Annotated in this window: 16 protein-coding genes; all 16 read left to right on the top strand. The window is 39.8% G+C overall.

Translation table 11 applies throughout. The features are described 5' to 3' along the window. The first annotated feature begins 46 nt into the window (after positions 1–46). Entirely contained in the window at positions 47–1,024 is a 978-nt protein-coding gene (locus RHH27_RS03900) for an ATP-grasp domain-containing protein (protein WP_302678903.1), read from the top strand. 22 nt (positions 1,025–1,046) lie between these two features. Further along, on the top strand, positions 1,047–1,697 hold the full coding sequence (locus RHH27_RS03905; RefSeq protein ID WP_302678904.1) for an HAD family hydrolase: 651 nt from the start codon (positions 1,047–1,049) through the stop codon (positions 1,695–1,697). 16 nt (positions 1,698–1,713) lie between these two features. Next, entirely contained in the window at positions 1,714–2,463 is a 750-nt protein-coding gene (locus RHH27_RS03910; RefSeq protein ID WP_302678905.1) for a bifunctional 2-polyprenyl-6-hydroxyphenol methylase/3-demethylubiquinol 3-O-methyltransferase UbiG, read from the top strand. 6 nt (positions 2,464–2,469) lie between these two features. After that, positions 2,470–2,895: an FdtA/QdtA family cupin domain-containing protein gene (locus RHH27_RS03915; protein WP_302678906.1), complete on the top strand. Its 426-nt coding sequence runs from the start codon at positions 2,470–2,472 to the stop codon at positions 2,893–2,895. Further along, on the top strand, positions 2,892–4,001 hold the full coding sequence (locus RHH27_RS03920) for a DegT/DnrJ/EryC1/StrS aminotransferase family protein (protein ID WP_149820169.1): 1,110 nt from the start codon (positions 2,892–2,894) through the stop codon (positions 3,999–4,001). The genes RHH27_RS03915 and RHH27_RS03920 overlap by 4 nt, the downstream gene beginning before the upstream one ends. Further along, the gene (locus tag RHH27_RS03925) at positions 3,998–5,053 is read left to right on the top strand and encodes a glycosyltransferase (protein ID WP_302678907.1); all 1,056 of its coding nucleotides are present in this window, start codon (positions 3,998–4,000) and stop codon (positions 5,051–5,053) included. The genes RHH27_RS03920 and RHH27_RS03925 overlap by 4 nt, the downstream gene beginning before the upstream one ends. A gap of 167 nt (positions 5,054–5,220) precedes the next feature. Then, positions 5,221–6,186: a glycosyltransferase family 2 protein gene (locus RHH27_RS03930; RefSeq protein WP_302678908.1), complete on the top strand. Its 966-nt coding sequence runs from the start codon at positions 5,221–5,223 to the stop codon at positions 6,184–6,186. Between the two features lie 16 nt (positions 6,187–6,202). Beyond that, on the top strand, positions 6,203–7,306 hold the full coding sequence (locus RHH27_RS03935) for a glycosyltransferase (RefSeq protein ID WP_302678909.1): 1,104 nt from the start codon (positions 6,203–6,205) through the stop codon (positions 7,304–7,306). Next, complete coding sequence (locus RHH27_RS03940) at positions 7,296–8,498, top strand: glycosyltransferase (protein WP_302678910.1); 1,203 nt, start codon at positions 7,296–7,298, stop codon at positions 8,496–8,498. The genes RHH27_RS03935 and RHH27_RS03940 overlap by 11 nt, the downstream gene beginning before the upstream one ends. Next, a complete protein-coding gene (locus RHH27_RS03945) occupies positions 8,498–9,490 on the top strand; it encodes a glycosyltransferase family 2 protein (RefSeq protein WP_302678911.1) in 993 nt (330 codons plus the stop codon). The genes RHH27_RS03940 and RHH27_RS03945 overlap by 1 nt, the downstream gene beginning before the upstream one ends. Further along, entirely contained in the window at positions 9,474–10,325 is an 852-nt protein-coding gene (locus RHH27_RS03950; protein WP_302678912.1) for a bifunctional 2-polyprenyl-6-hydroxyphenol methylase/3-demethylubiquinol 3-O-methyltransferase UbiG, read from the top strand. The genes RHH27_RS03945 and RHH27_RS03950 overlap by 17 nt, the downstream gene beginning before the upstream one ends. A 3-nt stretch (positions 10,326–10,328) precedes the next feature. After that, complete coding sequence (gene asnB, locus RHH27_RS03955; protein ID WP_302678913.1) at positions 10,329–12,287, top strand: asparagine synthase (glutamine-hydrolyzing); 1,959 nt, start codon at positions 10,329–10,331, stop codon at positions 12,285–12,287. A 71-nt stretch (positions 12,288–12,358) separates the two neighbouring features. Next, the gene (locus RHH27_RS03960) at positions 12,359–13,363 is read left to right on the top strand and encodes an EpsG family protein (RefSeq protein WP_302678914.1); all 1,005 of its coding nucleotides are present in this window, start codon (positions 12,359–12,361) and stop codon (positions 13,361–13,363) included. 1 nt (position 13,364) lies between these two features. Then, the gene (locus RHH27_RS03965; RefSeq protein ID WP_302678915.1) at positions 13,365–14,519 is read left to right on the top strand and encodes a glycosyltransferase family 4 protein; all 1,155 of its coding nucleotides are present in this window, start codon (positions 13,365–13,367) and stop codon (positions 14,517–14,519) included. Positions 14,520–14,588: 69 nt separating this feature from the next. Next, entirely contained in the window at positions 14,589–15,866 is a 1,278-nt protein-coding gene (gene tviB / locus RHH27_RS03970) for a Vi polysaccharide biosynthesis UDP-N-acetylglucosamine C-6 dehydrogenase TviB (protein ID WP_206201605.1), read from the top strand. A 27-nt stretch (positions 15,867–15,893) separates the two neighbouring features. Further along, on the top strand, positions 15,894–16,910 hold the full coding sequence (locus RHH27_RS03975) for an NAD-dependent epimerase (protein ID WP_302676740.1): 1,017 nt from the start codon (positions 15,894–15,896) through the stop codon (positions 16,908–16,910). Positions 16,911–16,921: the final 11 nt, after the last annotated feature.

The following is a 16,921-nucleotide window of genomic DNA, read 5'->3' on the forward strand; positions in this document are numbered from 1 at the left end:
ATAACCGTGTGCTAGTGGTCTGCTTTGATTCTATCTCGGGAATTAAATGGTGACTCAAGGAACTATTACTATAGCTGTTGGCTCCAGTGGCTCAGCGACTGGATATACGGTCGTCCAATCTCTGAAACAAACTTGGGGTCAAAGAGGATGCAAGATTATCGCTTGTGATATAAATCCGAGGTACTTAGTTGCAGCCGCATCAATTTCTGATTCCTACATACAGCTACCTTCAGCTTTTGAGGATAAGTTTGCAATTCAAACAGTTGAACTGCTCAAATCTAATAATGTTAATTATTTTTATCCAATTCATGATCAGGAAATATGTGCGACTGCTTCTGCAAAAAAGCTTTTTGAAGAGTTTGGGATAACTATACTTTGTGCATCACCACAAGCTGTAAAATCATGTACTGACAAGTTGGAATCAAGTAAAATACTATCTTCAGTTAATCTAAATAGTCCCACAACTTATTTACTATCAGAAAATACGAGTTTTTTTGGAAAATCAATCGTCAAAGAAAGGTATGGAAATGGTAGCCAATTCATAGAAATTATTAATGATAAAGATCAGCTAGAGTATGTGATCAAAAAAATACTTCCAAGTCATCGTCAGTATATTATTCAAGAGTGGATAGATGAGCCAGAAATTACTATTGATGCCTTTATTATCCCAGACCAGTGTTTTGTAAAAACACTTTGTCGAAAACGTGTTGAAATTAAGAGTGGCATAACTACGAAGGGATATATTTTCTATGATGAAAATTATTCAAAAATTGCTCTAAGTATTGCAGAAGCTTTTCAGTTATTTGGTTCCTTTTGTTTTCAAGTTAGGGGTCATGATAACTATGTTATAGATGTCAACCCAAGAATTGGAGGAGCTACAGCGATGTCTATTGCTCTTGGTTTAGACTTTCCATCTGCTCATGTTGCCTATTTTTTAGGTGAAGACCCAGCCTATTATTTTACTGACATAAAAAAACCTTGCTTTGTAACACGTTCTTATCGTGAACATATTTCGTATCTCTGAGATAAAATACAATAAGTAAGTTATGAATGTTTCAAAAATAATTGCAATTGACTTAGATGGAACAATAATCGATTGTTATCCTCGCCAAGCTGCTGTCACAGAATATATTTTTAATGAACTAGGAATAAATAATATTGACTTTCAGGTTATTTGGGAGCATAAAAGATCTGGTCTTTCTACAGTTGAAGTCTTAAAGTCTTACTTCCCTGAAGTCAATCCAAAAATTATTAAATCTTTTACTCTTAGATGGCTAGAATTAATAGAAGAACCTTATTGGATAACTTTTGATCAACTTTTCCCATGGTCTCAATCTATCCTAGAAACTCTAAACTCAATAGGCTTTAGTTTAGTACTCTTGACTGCACGGCAGCGACCTGAAAATGTCTTTAATTTTCTAACAAATCATGGAATTCATAATTTATTTTCCCAAGTACATATCGTTTCACCTCAAAAAGCAACTGAGCAAAAAGCAGACTTATTGCTTCAAGTAAACCCACTATGTCACTGTGGAGATACTGAGACAGATGCCTTAGCTGCTGAGAAAGCAAATGTAAGATTTATAGGGGTTTCTTGTGGACAAAGATCAAAATATTTCTTAGAACGCTATACTAGCGTAGTAATCCTAGATAATATCAGTGAATTGCCAAAATTTATAATTGACTTTAGTCGTTAACTTGAGGAGATTAATGATGAGTCACGAAGAAATCAACCAACCACCTATTACAGAAATTGATCGCCTTGACAATGTCGCATCTGATAGCTGGTACACTCTTCCGACTGCTATAGCAACGATTGAGTACTCTTACCAAGTTTTTCGGAGGTATTTTCCTCAACCTTTGAATCGTATTTTGGAGATAGGCCCTGCGGAAGGAATAATGACGCAGTTACTAATTAATGATGGAGTAAAACCTGATATATTAGAGGGCTCTACGATTTTTGCTGAAAATTTGCGTCAGCAGTTTCCTGACTTACAGATATACAACTCACTCATTGAAAACTTTCAGCCTGCCTGCTTTTATGATGTGATTATCTTGGGGCACGTCTTGGAACATGTCGATGATCCAGTTCTAATCTTAAGTACGATCCGAAACTGGCTAGTTCCCAAGACAGGTGTTATTCTGGCTGCTGTTCCCAATGCTCGCTCAATTCATCGTCAGGCAGCAGTTGTGATGGGATTGATTCCACACGAGGAAACTATGAGTGAAAAGGACATTCATCATGGCCATCGTCGGATTTATACACCAGAAACCTTTCGGCGTGATTTTACTCTTGCTGGGTTGAGTATCGAATTTTTTGGTGGCTACTGGCTCAAGCCTCTCTCTGATCGACAACTAGAAGAAAGTTGGACGCCAGAGATGTTACGTGCCTTTATGAAGCTAGGTGAGAGGTATCCCGATATTGCCGCTGAATTGGTAATTGTTGCTAAAAAAGAGCAGTAGCTGATTATGCTTGGCCACATAGATAACTGTCGGATTATTCAACTCCCCAAAATTACGGATCCAAGGGGTAATCTGACCTTTATTGAGGGAGAGCGTCATATTCCCTTCAAAATCGAGCGGGTGTACTACCTCTATGATGTTCCCGGCGGTGCCGATCGCGGTGCCCATGCCCACAAGGCGCTGCATCAATTTGTGGTGGCCATGTCTGGTAGTTTTGATGTTGTCCTCGATGATGGCGATCGCAAGCAGCGTTATCACCTCAACCGCTCCTACTTTGGCCTGTATATTTGCCCAATGATGTGGCGATACCTCGATAACTTCTCCTCGGGTGCCGTGTGTATGGTTTTAGCCTCTGCCCCCTATGATGAAAGCGATTACATCCGCAACTACGACGAATTCCTAGCCCTTGCTCAGAAGCGCTCAATGCCATGACAACGATTCCCTTTCTTGACTTGAGGGCGGCCTACCGCGAACTCAAAGCGGAAATTGATGCTGCCGTTGCCCGTGTGCTTGACTCCGGCTGGTACATCCTTGGTGCAGAGGTAGAAGCCTTTGAAGCTGAATGGGCTGCTTACTGCGGTGCCAATTATGCCATTGGTGTTGGTAATGGTTTAGATGCTCTTGTGCTTGCTTTGCGGGCAATGGGGGTGACCCATGGAGACGAAGTCATTGTTCCCAGCAACACCTATATCGCCACTTGGCTAGCCGTCAGTCAGTGCGGAGCTATTCCTGTGCCAGTGGAGCCTGATCTCCATACCTACAATATTGATCCCCTCAAGATTGAAGCGGCGATCACTGCCAACACCAAAGTGATTCTACCCGTCCATCTCTATGGTCAACCGGCTGATCTTGACCCAATCCTAGAGATTGCTCGCCATTATCAGCTCTGGGTACTCGAAGACGCTGCTCAGGCTCATGGTGCACGCTACAAAGGGAAGCGAATTGGTGCCCACGGGGATGCTGTCGCATGGAGCTTTTACCCCGGCAAGAACTTGGGTGCCCTTGGGGATGCGGGGGCTATAACGACCAATAACCCCGAGTTGAGCGATCGCATTCGTATGTTGCGGAACTATGGCTCACGGGTTAAGTATGTAAATGAAGTGCAAGGGGTCAACAGTCGCCTCGATCCTCTACAGGCCGCGATCCTACGGGTGAAATTGCAGTACCTCGATGAATGGAACCAGCGCCGCCAAAAACTAGCCCAACTCTACCTCACAGAACTGCAAGGGACTTCCGTAATACTCCCCTTTGTTCCCCCTTGGGCAGAGCCAGTGTGGCATCTCTTTGTGATTCGCACTCCCCAGCGCCAGACTCTTCAGGAAAACCTGCACGCCGCAGGCATTGGTACCCTAATTCACTACCCCATTCCCCCTCACCGTCAGGCCGCCTATGCCAATCTCGATGTCAGCCAAAAATCCTTCGCGATCGCGGAACGATTTGCCCAAGAAGTGCTAAGCTTACCGATAAGTCCTCACCACTCGATTGAGCAACTCCAAACTATTAGCCAGTTCATAGCTAGCCTTGAGTCCCCCCTATGAGTAGCCAAGATAAGCCACTGGTCACTTTCGCCGTATTTGCTTATAACCAAGAGCAATTTATTCGCGAAGCGATTGAAGGCGCCTTTAGTCAGACCTATGAGCCATTAGAAATTATTCTTTCCGATGACTGCTCTAGCGATCGCACCTTTGAAATTATGCAGGAAATGGCAGCCAACTATCGTGGCAAACATCAAGTCAGAGCGCGGCGAAACCCCCATAACACTGGCACATTAGATCACTTATTGATAGTAGCAAAAGAAGCCAAAGGTCAACTATTAGTTGTTGCTGCTGGCGATGATGTTTCTTTACCTCACCGCACAGAAACTTTAGTTAATCACTGGATTAAAAACCTATGCCATGCCTTATGCTCTGGCTACAATGAAATTGATGATGAAGGTAACTTGATTGCTGAAAATAAAAGAATTCAATATATAGAACACATACAATCTTATTATCGAAATTGCTTAAAGCCTAAGAGATTTGAAAATCAAAAGGTTAGAACAATACGTGGAGCTTCAGCAGCTTATGATATACGAATAATTCAAAAATTACCACTAAGTAACCAGAATATCCTATATGAAGATTTATTTATGTCACATATTATTAATCTTGAAGGAGGAAGTATTGAATGGATACAAATACCATTAATTAACTATAGAGCTAGCTCATTATCTATTTGTAACTTCAGAGGGACGAAGGAAATAAATTATAAATATAAATTTGTAAGTTATAGAGAACTCATCTATATGGAGAAAAAAATTATGTTTTCTAATCAAGCTCTTCTAAAAATCTACGATTACCTATTTGATTTCATTAATTACTATGGGTATCCAGATTCTAGTCAATTTATAGAGAATGTCAAAGCGGATCCACATTTTCGCTTAATGTCTTTTCAAGTCAGATATGGAACACTCAATTTTTTTCAAAGAATCGGACAACTATTTAAGATTTCCCGATTCATTGAATTCAAGTTCTCTATAGCTAGGTTATTTGGTATCTACCCTTTATGTTTTCTTAAAAGCCTAGCTTCATTGATCCACAAATTTAGTTAAAAACCTAAAGCTAGGCTTTAGCTTATACATCCTTATGCCAGCTCTTTGTAACATAGAGATATGACTCTAACAATTTCAAAATCAATCAGAACAATTTTGGGCAATGATCATCCCATAGTAAGATTCTTGAGATTCATTAAGAGCATCTATAAAACTCTAGATTAATTATGACAATGCGTATCTCAATTGCAATGGCCACCTATAATGGCGAGAAGTATCTTCAGGAGCAGCTAGATAGTTTCTTGAGTCAGACTCGCTTACCTGATGAACTAGTTATTTCAGATGATTGCTCAACAGATAGTACAATGCAAATTCTACACGATTTTGCTAAGAATGCACCATTTGAAGTAAAAATATATCAAAATGAGCACAATCTAGGTTATGCACGTAACTTTGAAAATGCGCTAAAACTAACTTCTGGGGATATTATATTTCTCAGTGATCAGGATGATATATGGTTTTCTGAAAAGATAGAATTCATTATCAACTTTGCTCAGCAAAATACTGAATATCTACTCTACATGAATGATGCTGAAATCTGTTTGGCAGATGGAAATTCTACAAAATTAACTCAGCTAGGGCAAATACTATCACTAGGTTTTTCAGAAAAAGAATTTCCAACTGGTTGCTGTATGGCTATTAGAAGGCATTTAAAATATCTTGCCTTGCCAATACCGAAATTTCACGCCCATGATACTTGGCTGAATAGATTATCTAATATATTAGAAGTTAAAAAAGTAATCCCCTCTGTTTTACAACTTTACAGACGGCATGGAGAAAATACCTCTAATTGGATAGCCAGTCGGATAAAAAAACAGACACCTTTTGACTTAATTATTCATAAACTGAAATATAATGGCGACCCAAGCTTAGAGCTTGATCAACTCAATAGTGAGCTAGATGCCTTAGCTGCAATCATAGACTCCCCATTAATTACTGACTCCATGAGGGAGAAAATTAATCGAGAAATACCTAGAGTTAAAGTCAAGAAGTTAATAAGAAGGAAAAGGTTGAAAATTCAAGCAATGCCCCATATTTATAGGATAAGATATGTTATAAAATTACTAGCATCAGGACATTACAAGTATTATTCAGGTTGGCAAAGTGCTATAAAAGATTTGTTTTTTTTTTAAAATTAATTAGTTAAACATGGTTAAGAAGGTATCAATACTTTTACCCGATTTACGATGTGGTGGAGTAGAGAATGTCCGTCTCCGGCTAGCTAGACAATTTATAAGACGAGGTTATCAAGTTGAGTTCCTACTTCTTGTAAAACAAGGTGAGCTACTTCAGGAAGTTCAGTCTCTATGTGTAGTTCAATCCTTAAATAAACATAAAATATCTGAATCTGTCTTTAAGCTTGTTGAGTACTTAAAAGCTAAAAATCCATCTGTTCTCTTAAGCGCTATGTGGCCATTAACAGTAATTGCTCCCTTTTCTAAAAAATTAGCTCAGTCTAATGTAAGAGTGGTGATTTCTGAACACGTTACTCTAACCAATCAGTACAAAGATAAGGGCATAGTAACCAACTCACAGCTTCGTCTTTCAACAATGATTGGCTACCGTTTAGCAGATGCTTGTATTGCAGTGTCACAAGGTGTAGCTCAAGATATGTCTCAAATTGCAAAGATTCCACTTAATAAAATTAATGTTATCAACAATCCCGGACGCTTACTGATTGAGCCTAGTAAAGATGAGCTAAATGTAGTTGATCAGATGTGGGGAGTTCCTAAAAAATACAGAGTCCTAAGCGTAGGCAATCTAAAACAACAAAAAAATCACGCACTCCTCTTGAAAGCATTTGCCCAATTACCCTTTACAGATAGTCGCTTAATGCTAGTTGGCAAAGGTCATTTGGAAGAGAGTCTAAGAGCGTTAGCACATCAACTAGGCATTAGCGATCGCGTCATTTTTGCGGGTTTTCATCCGAATCCCGCTGTATTTTATAAAACGGCTGATCTATTTGTTCTCTCCTCTAACTATGAGGGATTTGTTAATGTCATCGTAGAAGCACTATCCTGTGGGCTACCTGTTGTCTCTACCGATTGTCCGAGTAGTCCGCGTGAGATTCTAGCTGATGGCAAATATGGTACACTGGTTCCTGTCGGCGATGTCAATGCCTTAGCCAAAGCCATGACTGAAGCCCTAATGAGTTCACCAGAGCCTGAATTCCTAAAGCAACGAGCGGCTGACTTCTCGGTTGAAAAGATTGCCCAGCAGTATCTTAATGTAATGTTTCCCCATGAGCAGTAATGTACTCTACATTACCTATGATGGTTTGCTAGAGCCACTTGGCCAATCCCAAGTATTGCGCTACCTTGAAAAGCTAAGCGATAGTTACACTATCTACCTCATTAGTTTTGAGAAGGCTAAAGATTGGCAGAATGTTCTTGAGCGCCAGAGAATTCAGAAGAAAGTTCACTCCCATCAAATTCATTGGATTCCTTTAAAGTACCATAAATCTCCCTCTGCTCTGGCGACAACCTATGACTTGTTTCAAGGAATTACAGTAGCTTTATTTATTGCTGTTACAAGAAGGATTAAAATTGTCCATGCTCGCAGCTATGTTCCTTCTGTAATTGCCTTAGTCCTCAAAAAGTTACTACGCACTAAATTTATTTTTGACATGCGTGGCTTTTGGGCAGATGAGCGAGTTGATGGGGGTATTTGGCCTGCAAACAGTCAACTTTATCACTTGGCAAAATGGTTTGAAAAGCAATTTTTGCTCAATGCAGATCATACCGTTTCTCTCACTGAGGCAGCAATTGATATAATTCAGAACTTTAAATACATAAAAGGACGAAGTATTTCAATTAGCTGTATTAGAACCTGTACTGATTTAGAGCTTTTTAATACTAAAGAGAGAATTAAAAACAATAAAGAAGGTTATTTAACAATTGGCTACATTGGCTCTGTTACGGGTTGGTATTTATTTGAGGAAACAATCAAATTTTTTGAAATTATAAATATAATTAAACCCCATAGTCGTTTCTATATCCTTAATAAAGGTGAACATGATTTTATTAGACAAAAATTAGCTTTTTCAAACATAAATACAGAAAACCTGATTCTTGAAGAATCATCCCCACAAGAAATTTCTAGAAAAATGAGTGTCATTAACTTTTGTGTATTTTTCATCAAGCCAGTATTCTCTAAAATAGCATCTTGTCCAACTAAACTCGGCGAACTTTTAGCAAGTGGCATCCCATGTGTAACCAATGATGGAGTTGGGGATATGACTCAGATCATTGAGCAAGAAAAAGTTGGGGTTATCTTAAGAAGTTTTGATGAATCCGCTATGCGTAAAGCCGCTGAAGAGATTTTAGAATTACTACAAGACGAACACTTGAGCCAACGATGTCGTGCAGCAGCCATTAAGTATTTCTCTCTTGAAGAAGGCGTAAAATCTTATCAAAATATCTGGCAACAATTAGGAGGCCAATAATGAATCTACCTAAAGTTAGTATAATAATACCTACTTATAATCAGGAAAGATTTATTTTGGATGCTGTCACATCTGCTTTGTCTCAAACATATTCAAACTTAGAGGTTATTGTTGGAGATGATTGTTCAACCGATAATTCTAGTAAACTCATTCAATCAATAAATGATTCTCGACTAACTTATGTTAGAAACAAGACTAACTTAGGGCGTGTTCAAAACTATAGAAATCTTCTTTATCAATACGCAACTGGTGATTATATATTAAATCTAGATGGTGACGATTATTTGATATATAATAACTTTATTTCTGATGCCATTCGACTCTTTGATAATGATGTTGTTGTCGTAGCTGCAAATATATTTAAAGAATATGAGAATAAAAATAAGAGGGTGGGATATTCATTTCCAAATGTTGACTATCTTACTGGAATAGATTTGCTAATGAAACTACCAGACAAAAAATTCTTTTTCAAACATTTATCAACAATTTATTGCAAAAAAATAGCAACAGAGATAAATTTCTACTCTTTTAATAGTCTGAGTTCTGATTGGGAATCGCTATATCGTCTTGCTGTTCATGGTAAAGTAAAGTTTCTCAATAAAAATGTTGCGGTCTGGCGCATTCATTCTAATAATCAATCTAAAATTCCAAACATAGACAGTTTTGTAGATAATTTACAAATTTGGAATAATATTTTTGATTACGCCACAGTCTATAATTTTCCTAAAAATTTATCTCATGAACTAGCCTGTAAATGTCAGTTCTATTTTATAAATATGTATATTTTTGAAAATATTGTGCAAAATGATCAACTAAAATCTAGGCAAGTTCTACCAGACTACTTGATTGAAAAAGTAAAGAATAAATATAATTTTCCTATAACGAAAATCATACTTCAGTTTCCAATCCTTGGTTTACAGTTTATCGCACTTTCCTTCATTTCTTATTTTTTATACTGGGTGAGGAGCATAGCCAATGTCTTTCAATTATGATCCTAAAGTGGTGGAGAGTTTTGGTAGTGAATGGACTAGCTTTAATCACCTTGAAGTTAGTGAATCTGAATTAGAAAAATTATTTCTTGATTACTTTAGAATTTTCCCGTGGGACATTTTACCTCCAAATGCAGTTGGTTTCGATATGGGTTGTGGTACAGGTCGTTGGGCAAAGTTTGTCGCACCAAGAGTAGGCATACTAAACTGTATTGAACCATCTGATGCTATTGAAGTTGCTCAATCAATGCTAAGAGACTTCCACAATATAAACTTTTTTAAAACGACAATTGATAACATCGATTTACAGGCTAACAGCCAAGATTTTGGTTATTGTCTTGGAGTTCTACATCATATACCTAATACACTTGAAGGTATTAAATCTTGTGTAGCCTTACTAAAGCCAAAAGCCCCATTTCTTGTGTATATTTACTACAAACTGGATAATCGACCTTTTTGGTACCTGTGTTTGTGGTATATGACTATTCTTCCCCGATTGTTTATTTCTAGGCTACCTAATAAAGTAAAAATTTTTCTAACCAACCTGATTGCTATAGCCATCTATTTTCCTTTGGCTCGACTATCATATCTTCTTGAAAAAGCTGGCTTCAATGTAAATAGCTTACCACTTAGTTATTATCGAGATAAAACATTCTATACAATGTGTGTTGACTCTAGAGATCGCTTTGGCACACCCCTAGAAAAACGATTCTCAAAATTAGAGATTCAACACATGCTTGAGGAAGCTGGATTAGAAAATATTCAATTTTCAGATAGTCCTCCATTCTGGACGGCATTAGGCTATAAGAAGGTGGAGATACCGAAATTTTATGAATAGACTATGTGTGGCCTAGTTGGTTTTCTCAACGCTGCCTTTTTAGGTGACTGGGCAGCAACTATCCGCAAGATGAATGGCACCCTTTCCCATCGCGGCCCTGATGATGAGGGAGTCTGGATAGATGAGGCGGCAGGTATCGCCCTAGGCCACCGTCGTCTAGCAATTCTTGATCTTTCCCCCGCAGGACATCAGCCGATGGCTTCTGCGTGTGGCCGTTATGTCCTCGTCTTTAATGGTGAAATTTACAACCACCTTGAACTGCGTCAGGAGTTAACAGCGCTTGGTGCAGCCCCCCCTTGGCGCGGACATTCCGATACCGAGACGCTACTGGCGGCTTTTAGCCATTGGGGCGTGACCACAGCCCTAGAAAAGCTAGTTGGCATGTTTGCCCTTGCCCTCTGGGATCGCAAGACTCGTACATTAACCCTAGCTAGAGATCGCATTGGTGAAAAGCCCCTCTACTACGGTTGGGTCAATGGAGCCTTGGTTTTTGCCTCAGAACTCAAAGCGATTCGGGCTTACCCAGCCTTTGCTAACTTGATTAATCGCGATGCCTTAGCGCTGTATTTCCGCTACAGTTGGATTCCTGCTCCCTACAGCATCTATGAACATATCTGGAAGTTACCAGCAGGTACCTATCTCCAGTGGCCTGCTGAAGCCCTCAGCCCCAATACTCAAGGCACACCCCAAGCCTATTGGTTATTGGAAAGCGTTATTGCTAAAGGGCTTGCCCAGCCTTTTCAAGGAACAGAGGACGAAGCAGCAACTGAATTAGAGCGTCTTTTGTGTCAAAGTCTCAAAGGGCAGCTCTTAGCAGATGTTCCCCTAGGCGCATTTTTGTCCGGGGGCGTCGATTCCTCAACAGTTGTGGCTTTGATGCAAAGCCTTTCTTCCCAGTCCGTTAAAACATTTAGCATTGGCTTCTATGAAGATGCCTATAACGAAGCCCAATATGCTAAAGCAGTTGCCCAACACTTGGGTACCGATCACACTGAATATTACCTTACAGGTCAAGAGGCGCGGGATGTCATTCCCAAACTTACCCACCTTTACGACGAACCCTTTGCTGATTCCTCTCAAATCCCTACCCATCTTGTGTCAATGATTGCGCGCCAAGAGGTGACAGTTGCCTTGTCCGGTGATGGGGGGGATGAACTATTTGGCGGATACGTGCGGTACCTTTTGACCCCTGCGATTTTGGGAAAAATAGAACGCTTGCCGAAACCAGTGCGCCGCACCCTTGCATCTTTGCTGAAAAAACTATCCCCTAGACAATGGGATCAGCTTTTTGGGGGACTTAGTATCTTTCTGCCTCAGAATTTAAGATATACAACCATAGGGGATAAAATCGCTAAGCTGGCTAAGCTCTGTGAAATGACCTCTGACAAAGAAGTCTATCTTTCTTTTCTATCACTGATTGATTTACCTTCCCAGTTCGTCCTTAATAGTCAAGAACCATTATTAATCCAAGAAAAGCTTGACCAACTGAGCCATCAACTGCCTTTTGAATCCTATATGATGGCACTTGATCTTTTGACATATCTTCCCGATGATATCCTTGTCAAGGTCGATCGCGCCGCCATGGGAGTGAGTCTTGAGACCCGTATTCCTTTTCTAGATCATCGAATTGTTGAGTTTGCTTGGACACTCCCCCTTGAGATGAAAATCAGACAGCAACAGGGCAAGCAGGTACTCCGTAAACTTTTGTATCGCTATGTCCCGCCGCCCTTGATTGAACGCCCTAAAATGGGATTTGGCATTCCCCTAGCTCAGTGGTTACGTTCTGAACTGCGAGATTGGGGAGCAACTTTATTGAACCCAACCCGTCTTCAGCAGGAGGGCTACCTACACCCTGACCTTGTTTGGCAATACTGGCAGGAGCATCAAACAGGAAAACGCAACTGGGCAGGACAACTATGGGAAGTATTAATGTTTCAGTCATGGTTAGAGCGCTGTTTCTGAATATCTAGCCCTAGCATATGTTTCCCTATTTCTTTGTTTTCTTACTCACGCTAACACCATCGGTTATAGAAATGCCGAAGTGGTATTGGGTATTTCTTTTTAGTATTTATGTCGCTTTTATTGGTCTGAGATTTGAAGTTGGTGGAGACTGGTTGACGTATATAGATATATTAGAAGCTTCTAGATATCAGCCATGGGTAGGCTTTGAAGCCCTACTTGGTGACCCTGCCTATCACTGGATTAATAAGATTGCTGCTGCCCTTAATCAGGAAATTTATTTTGTAAACTTATGTGTTGCAGTGATTTACACAAGCTGTTTATTTGCTTTTTGTCAAAAACTGAAAAATCCTTACTTGGGTTTAACAGTTGCTTTCCCATACTTAACGACTGTTGTAGCAATGGGCTATACTCGCCAAGCAGGAGCGATCGCTTTAGAGCTACTAGCGTTAATGGCATTAGAATCCAATAAAAAAATAAATTCAATTCTGTTTTTTATTTTGGCATTACTGTTTCATAAGACAGCAATATTTCTGATATTAGTGCCGATATTAATGTTTTTATTTGACGCACTAAAAACAGGAAAAATAATTAATATTCTACTTGTGTCAGCATTATTATTGATAGCTCTATCTGGTGCAATTGCAATTACTAGCATCAGCGATAAATTTTTAGTTAGCTATATCGGAGCAGGAATGTCATCTTCAGGTGCTTTAATTCGACTATCCATGAATCTCTTACCTGCAACTATTTTTTTAATCGAATACTATACAGGGCATAATTTCTTTAGAACTTCTTCAAAAGTTTATCTTGCTTTATCTTGGCTAGTTATTTTTTCTTTTGCACTCTTGCTAACAGGTTCTTCAACTGCTGCCGATCGCCTTGCGCTGTACCTAATACCTATTCAGATCTATGTTCTAGGAAATTTGCCCTACCTCTTTCTCACTCAAAGCCGAGAAATATTTTATCGATGGATGCTTCTAGTACTTGGTTACAGTTTTTTAGTATTATGGGTATGGCTGCAATTTGCTGATCATGCTTTCGCGTGGTTACCCTATCGCATGTATCCTTTTATTTAAGATGGCAATCAAAGATCACTATGGAATACCCAAGCTAGATGGGTTGTCATTGATATTGCTTTGCAACAATGCTCAGATGTTAATTAATTTCAGAAGAGATTTGATTTTAGAGTTAATTCATACAGGTGCTGAGGTTCATTGTTTAGCTCCAGATTATACAGAAGCAGAAATTTCAAAACTAAGTGAAATAGGTGCCATATGTCATCATTTTTACCTTGTTCGTAATGGCATGAATCCTTGTCAAGAAATTAAATCTCTCTTCTCTATTATTAAAACAATAAAAAAAATTAATGCTGATAGTCTCTTGGCTATTAGCTCGAAGCCAATTATTTGGGGATTACTAGCCTCGAGATTTGTTGGTATAAAATTCCGCTCTGCATTATTCACGGGCTTAGGTTATGCATTTACTCCTGACCATCAATTAAAATCAAAAAAATTGAAGATCATTCTCATTTTTTTATACAGGATATGCTTACCTATTGCGGATAAAATTATCTTTCAAAATAAAGATGACTGTCATGAAATTACTCAAGCATGTGGCCTAAATCCTTGTAAAACTTTAATCATTAAAGGGACAGGCGTTAATCTTCAAGAATGGTCGTATTGCGAGCCTTTTTCTCGTCCATTAACATTTACTTTAGTTGCAAGATTACTCATTGAAAAAGGAGTATTAGAGTTTTTAGAGGCATCTAAATACTTAAAAGCTCTGTATCCTCAAGTTCGATTTTGGTTAATTGGTGGACTAGATAGCAATCCGGGGAGCTTATCTGAAGCACAAATTAAGGAATTTACAGAGCTTGGTATAGTTGAGTGGTTTGGCTTTGTTAATATCAAAGAGTATCTACCCAGTACTAGTGTGTTTGTCTTACCTTCCTACCGTGAGGGTGTTCCCCGCAGTACGCAAGAAGCAATGGCTATGGGTCGACCAGTGATTACTACGGACGTGCCAGGCTGCCGTGAAACGGTTATTGACGGCTATAATGGTTACCTTATTCCGCCTCGGGATGTGAATGCCTTGATAACTGCAATGCGGAAATTTATTGAACAACCTAGTTTGATTCCTTCAATGGGGTATCATAGCTATCAAATGGCTTTGGACTTATTTGATGTCAAAAAGATTAATGCTCAATACCTCAAATTGCTCAGTTCATGTTAGTTTTATTAGGATATTGCAACTCTTTTCAAAAAAGTGAAAGATGCCGAAATTAGCGAAGGTGAGTGCATGATGCTTAATTTTTCTGATACTTTTAAGATTGCTGTGATTGGCTTAGGTTATGTTGGTCTTCCTTTGGCCGTTGAATTTGGCAAGAAGTACTATACTATTGGTTATGATGTTAATAGCCAACGTATCGCTGAACTTAAGCAGGGATATGACAGAACAGGAGAAGTCAGTGACACTGATTTGCAAGCGTGTTCCTTGCTAATGTACACAACCTATCTCGAAGATTTAAGAAAATGTAATATTTTTATTATTTCTGTTCCCACTCCAATAGATTATTACAAAGTTCCAGATCTTGAACCTTTAAGAAAAGCTTCCAAGAGTGTTGGTCAGATTTTATCACCTCAGTCTATAGTTATCTACGAATCTACTGTTTATCCGGGTGTAACAGAAGAAGTTTGTGTTCCCATCCTTGAGCAGGAATCCAAACTAAAATTTAATCAAGATTTTTTTGTTGGTTATAGCCCTGAACGAATAAATCCGGGGGATCATAATCATCGTTTAACCACAATTAAAAAAGTTACCTCTGGTTCAACACCTGAAGTTGCTGATTTAGTTGATCGCCTATATGCATCAATTATTCCAGCGGGAACACACAAGGCAAGCTCGATTAGAGTGGCCGAAGCGGCAAAAGTAATTGAAAATATTCAACGAGACATTAATATTGCTTTTGTGAATGAGCTATCTATTATTTTTCACCTATTGGGCATTGATACAGAAGAAGTGTTAGCTGCTGCAAGCACAAAATGGAATTTCTTGCCCTTTCGTCCGGGATTGGTCGGTGGCCACTGTATTGGTGTTGATCCCTACTATCTAACTTACAAAGCAGCAGCTTGCAATTATCACCCTGAACTGATTCTGGCTGGTCGCCGTATCAACGATAACATGGGCTTTTATGTAGCAGCGCAATTTCTGAAGTTACTCGTCAAAAAGGGAATTGACTTACCTAATGCTCGTGTACTTGTTATGGGACTAACCTTTAAGGAAAATTGCCCCGATTTACGCAACACACGTGTCGTTGACATTATCAAAGAACTGCAAAGTTATGGCCTAGGGGTTGATATTTACGATCCTTGGGTAGATCCCCAACAGGCCAAGAGAGAATATGGAATTTCCCTTATTGAAGAGTTATCTCATCAGTGGGACGGAATCATTATTGCTGTTGCCCACCAGCAGTTTCATGAAATGGGTAGTACTGGCATTCGTGCTCTCTTGAAAACACCGGGAGTTCTTTATGATGTGAAGTGGGTATTATCGAAGGAAGATGTGGACGGCCGCCTTTAGCTACTTTTTGTCATTTGAGGAATCAAGATGGATATTTTGGTGACGGGTGTTGCTGGGTTTATTGGCAATGCAGTAGCACTGGAACTACTTAAGCGGGGCGATCGCGTGATTGGTCTCGATAATCTGAACAACTACTACGATGTCAACCTTAAGAAAGCTCGCCTTGAGCGACTCAGCCCTTTCACGGCAGGTGATCAATTTGTATTCAGAAAAATTGACCTCGTAGATTGTACAGGGGTGAACCAACTCTTTAGAGACTTTACCCCCCAACGGGTCATCCACTTAGCAGCGCAAGCGGGTGTACGCTACTCGATTGAGAATCCCTTGGCCTATATTGACAGTAATATTGTAGGTTTTATCCACATTTTGGAAGCCTGTCGCTACCATCAGGTAGAGCATCTCGTCTATGCCAGCACCTCAAGCGTCTATGGTGCCAATAAAAAACTGCCTTTTTCGGTTCACGATAATGTTGATCACCCCTTGAGTCTCTATGCGGCCACCAAGAAAGCCAATGAACTGATGGCACATACCTACAGCCACCTCTATGACCTGCCCACTACTGGACTGCGCTTTTTTACCGTCTATGGCCCATGGGGGCGCCCCGACATGGCACTCTTTAAGTTTACGAAAGCCATTTTGAATAATGAACCGTTGCCTGTCTTTAACTATGGTAAGCATCGCCGCGACTTTACTTACATTGATGACATTGTCGAGGGGATTCTACGGGTGCTGGATCGACCTGCCACACCCAACCCTTCATGGAGTGGCGAAAATCCTGATCCGGCCACTAGTCTCGCACCTTGGCGTGTTTACAACATTGGTGCCCACCGCCCCGTCGAACTCCTACGGTATATTGAACTCTTAGAAACCTATCTTGGGAAGAAAGCGCAGTTAAATCTTCTGCCTCTGCAACCGGGCGATGTCCCCGATACCTACGCGGATGTGCTCGAACTTAGGGCAGACACAGGCTACGAACCCACAACTCCTGTTGAGATAGGCGTACAGCGATTTGTCCACTGGTATCGTGAGTACTATGGTATCTAACGAGTTGAGTT

Source organism: Thermosynechococcus sp. PP555, from assembly GCF_031583225.1.
Lineage (GTDB): Bacteria > Cyanobacteriota > Cyanobacteriia > Thermosynechococcales > Thermosynechococcaceae > Thermosynechococcus.

Coding starts and splice junctions, on each gene's coding strand:
- RHH27_RS03900 (WP_302678903.1), top strand. CDS start 47: ATGGTGACTCAAGGAACTATTACTATAGCTGTTGGCTCCAGTGGCTCA.
- RHH27_RS03935 (WP_302678909.1), top strand. CDS start 6,203: ATGGTTAAGAAGGTATCAATACTTTTACCCGATTTACGATGTGGTGGA.
- RHH27_RS03975 (WP_302676740.1), top strand. CDS start 15,894: ATGGATATTTTGGTGACGGGTGTTGCTGGGTTTATTGGCAATGCAGTA.
- RHH27_RS03960 (WP_302678914.1), top strand. CDS start 12,359: ATGCCGAAGTGGTATTGGGTATTTCTTTTTAGTATTTATGTCGCTTTT.
- RHH27_RS03950 (WP_302678912.1), top strand. CDS start 9,474: ATGTCTTTCAATTATGATCCTAAAGTGGTGGAGAGTTTTGGTAGTGAA.
- tviB (WP_206201605.1), top strand. CDS start 14,589: ATGCTTAATTTTTCTGATACTTTTAAGATTGCTGTGATTGGCTTAGGT.
- RHH27_RS03910 (WP_302678905.1), top strand. CDS start 1,714: ATGAGTCACGAAGAAATCAACCAACCACCTATTACAGAAATTGATCGC.
- RHH27_RS03915 (WP_302678906.1), top strand. CDS start 2,470: ATGCTTGGCCACATAGATAACTGTCGGATTATTCAACTCCCCAAAATT.
- RHH27_RS03930 (WP_302678908.1), top strand. CDS start 5,221: ATGACAATGCGTATCTCAATTGCAATGGCCACCTATAATGGCGAGAAG.
- RHH27_RS03925 (WP_302678907.1), top strand. CDS start 3,998: ATGAGTAGCCAAGATAAGCCACTGGTCACTTTCGCCGTATTTGCTTAT.
- asnB (WP_302678913.1), top strand. CDS start 10,329: ATGTGTGGCCTAGTTGGTTTTCTCAACGCTGCCTTTTTAGGTGACTGG.
- RHH27_RS03920 (WP_149820169.1), top strand. CDS start 2,892: ATGACAACGATTCCCTTTCTTGACTTGAGGGCGGCCTACCGCGAACTC.
- RHH27_RS03965 (WP_302678915.1), top strand. CDS start 13,365: ATGGCAATCAAAGATCACTATGGAATACCCAAGCTAGATGGGTTGTCA.
- RHH27_RS03945 (WP_302678911.1), top strand. CDS start 8,498: ATGAATCTACCTAAAGTTAGTATAATAATACCTACTTATAATCAGGAA.
- RHH27_RS03905 (WP_302678904.1), top strand. CDS start 1,047: ATGAATGTTTCAAAAATAATTGCAATTGACTTAGATGGAACAATAATC.
- RHH27_RS03940 (WP_302678910.1), top strand. CDS start 7,296: ATGAGCAGTAATGTACTCTACATTACCTATGATGGTTTGCTAGAGCCA.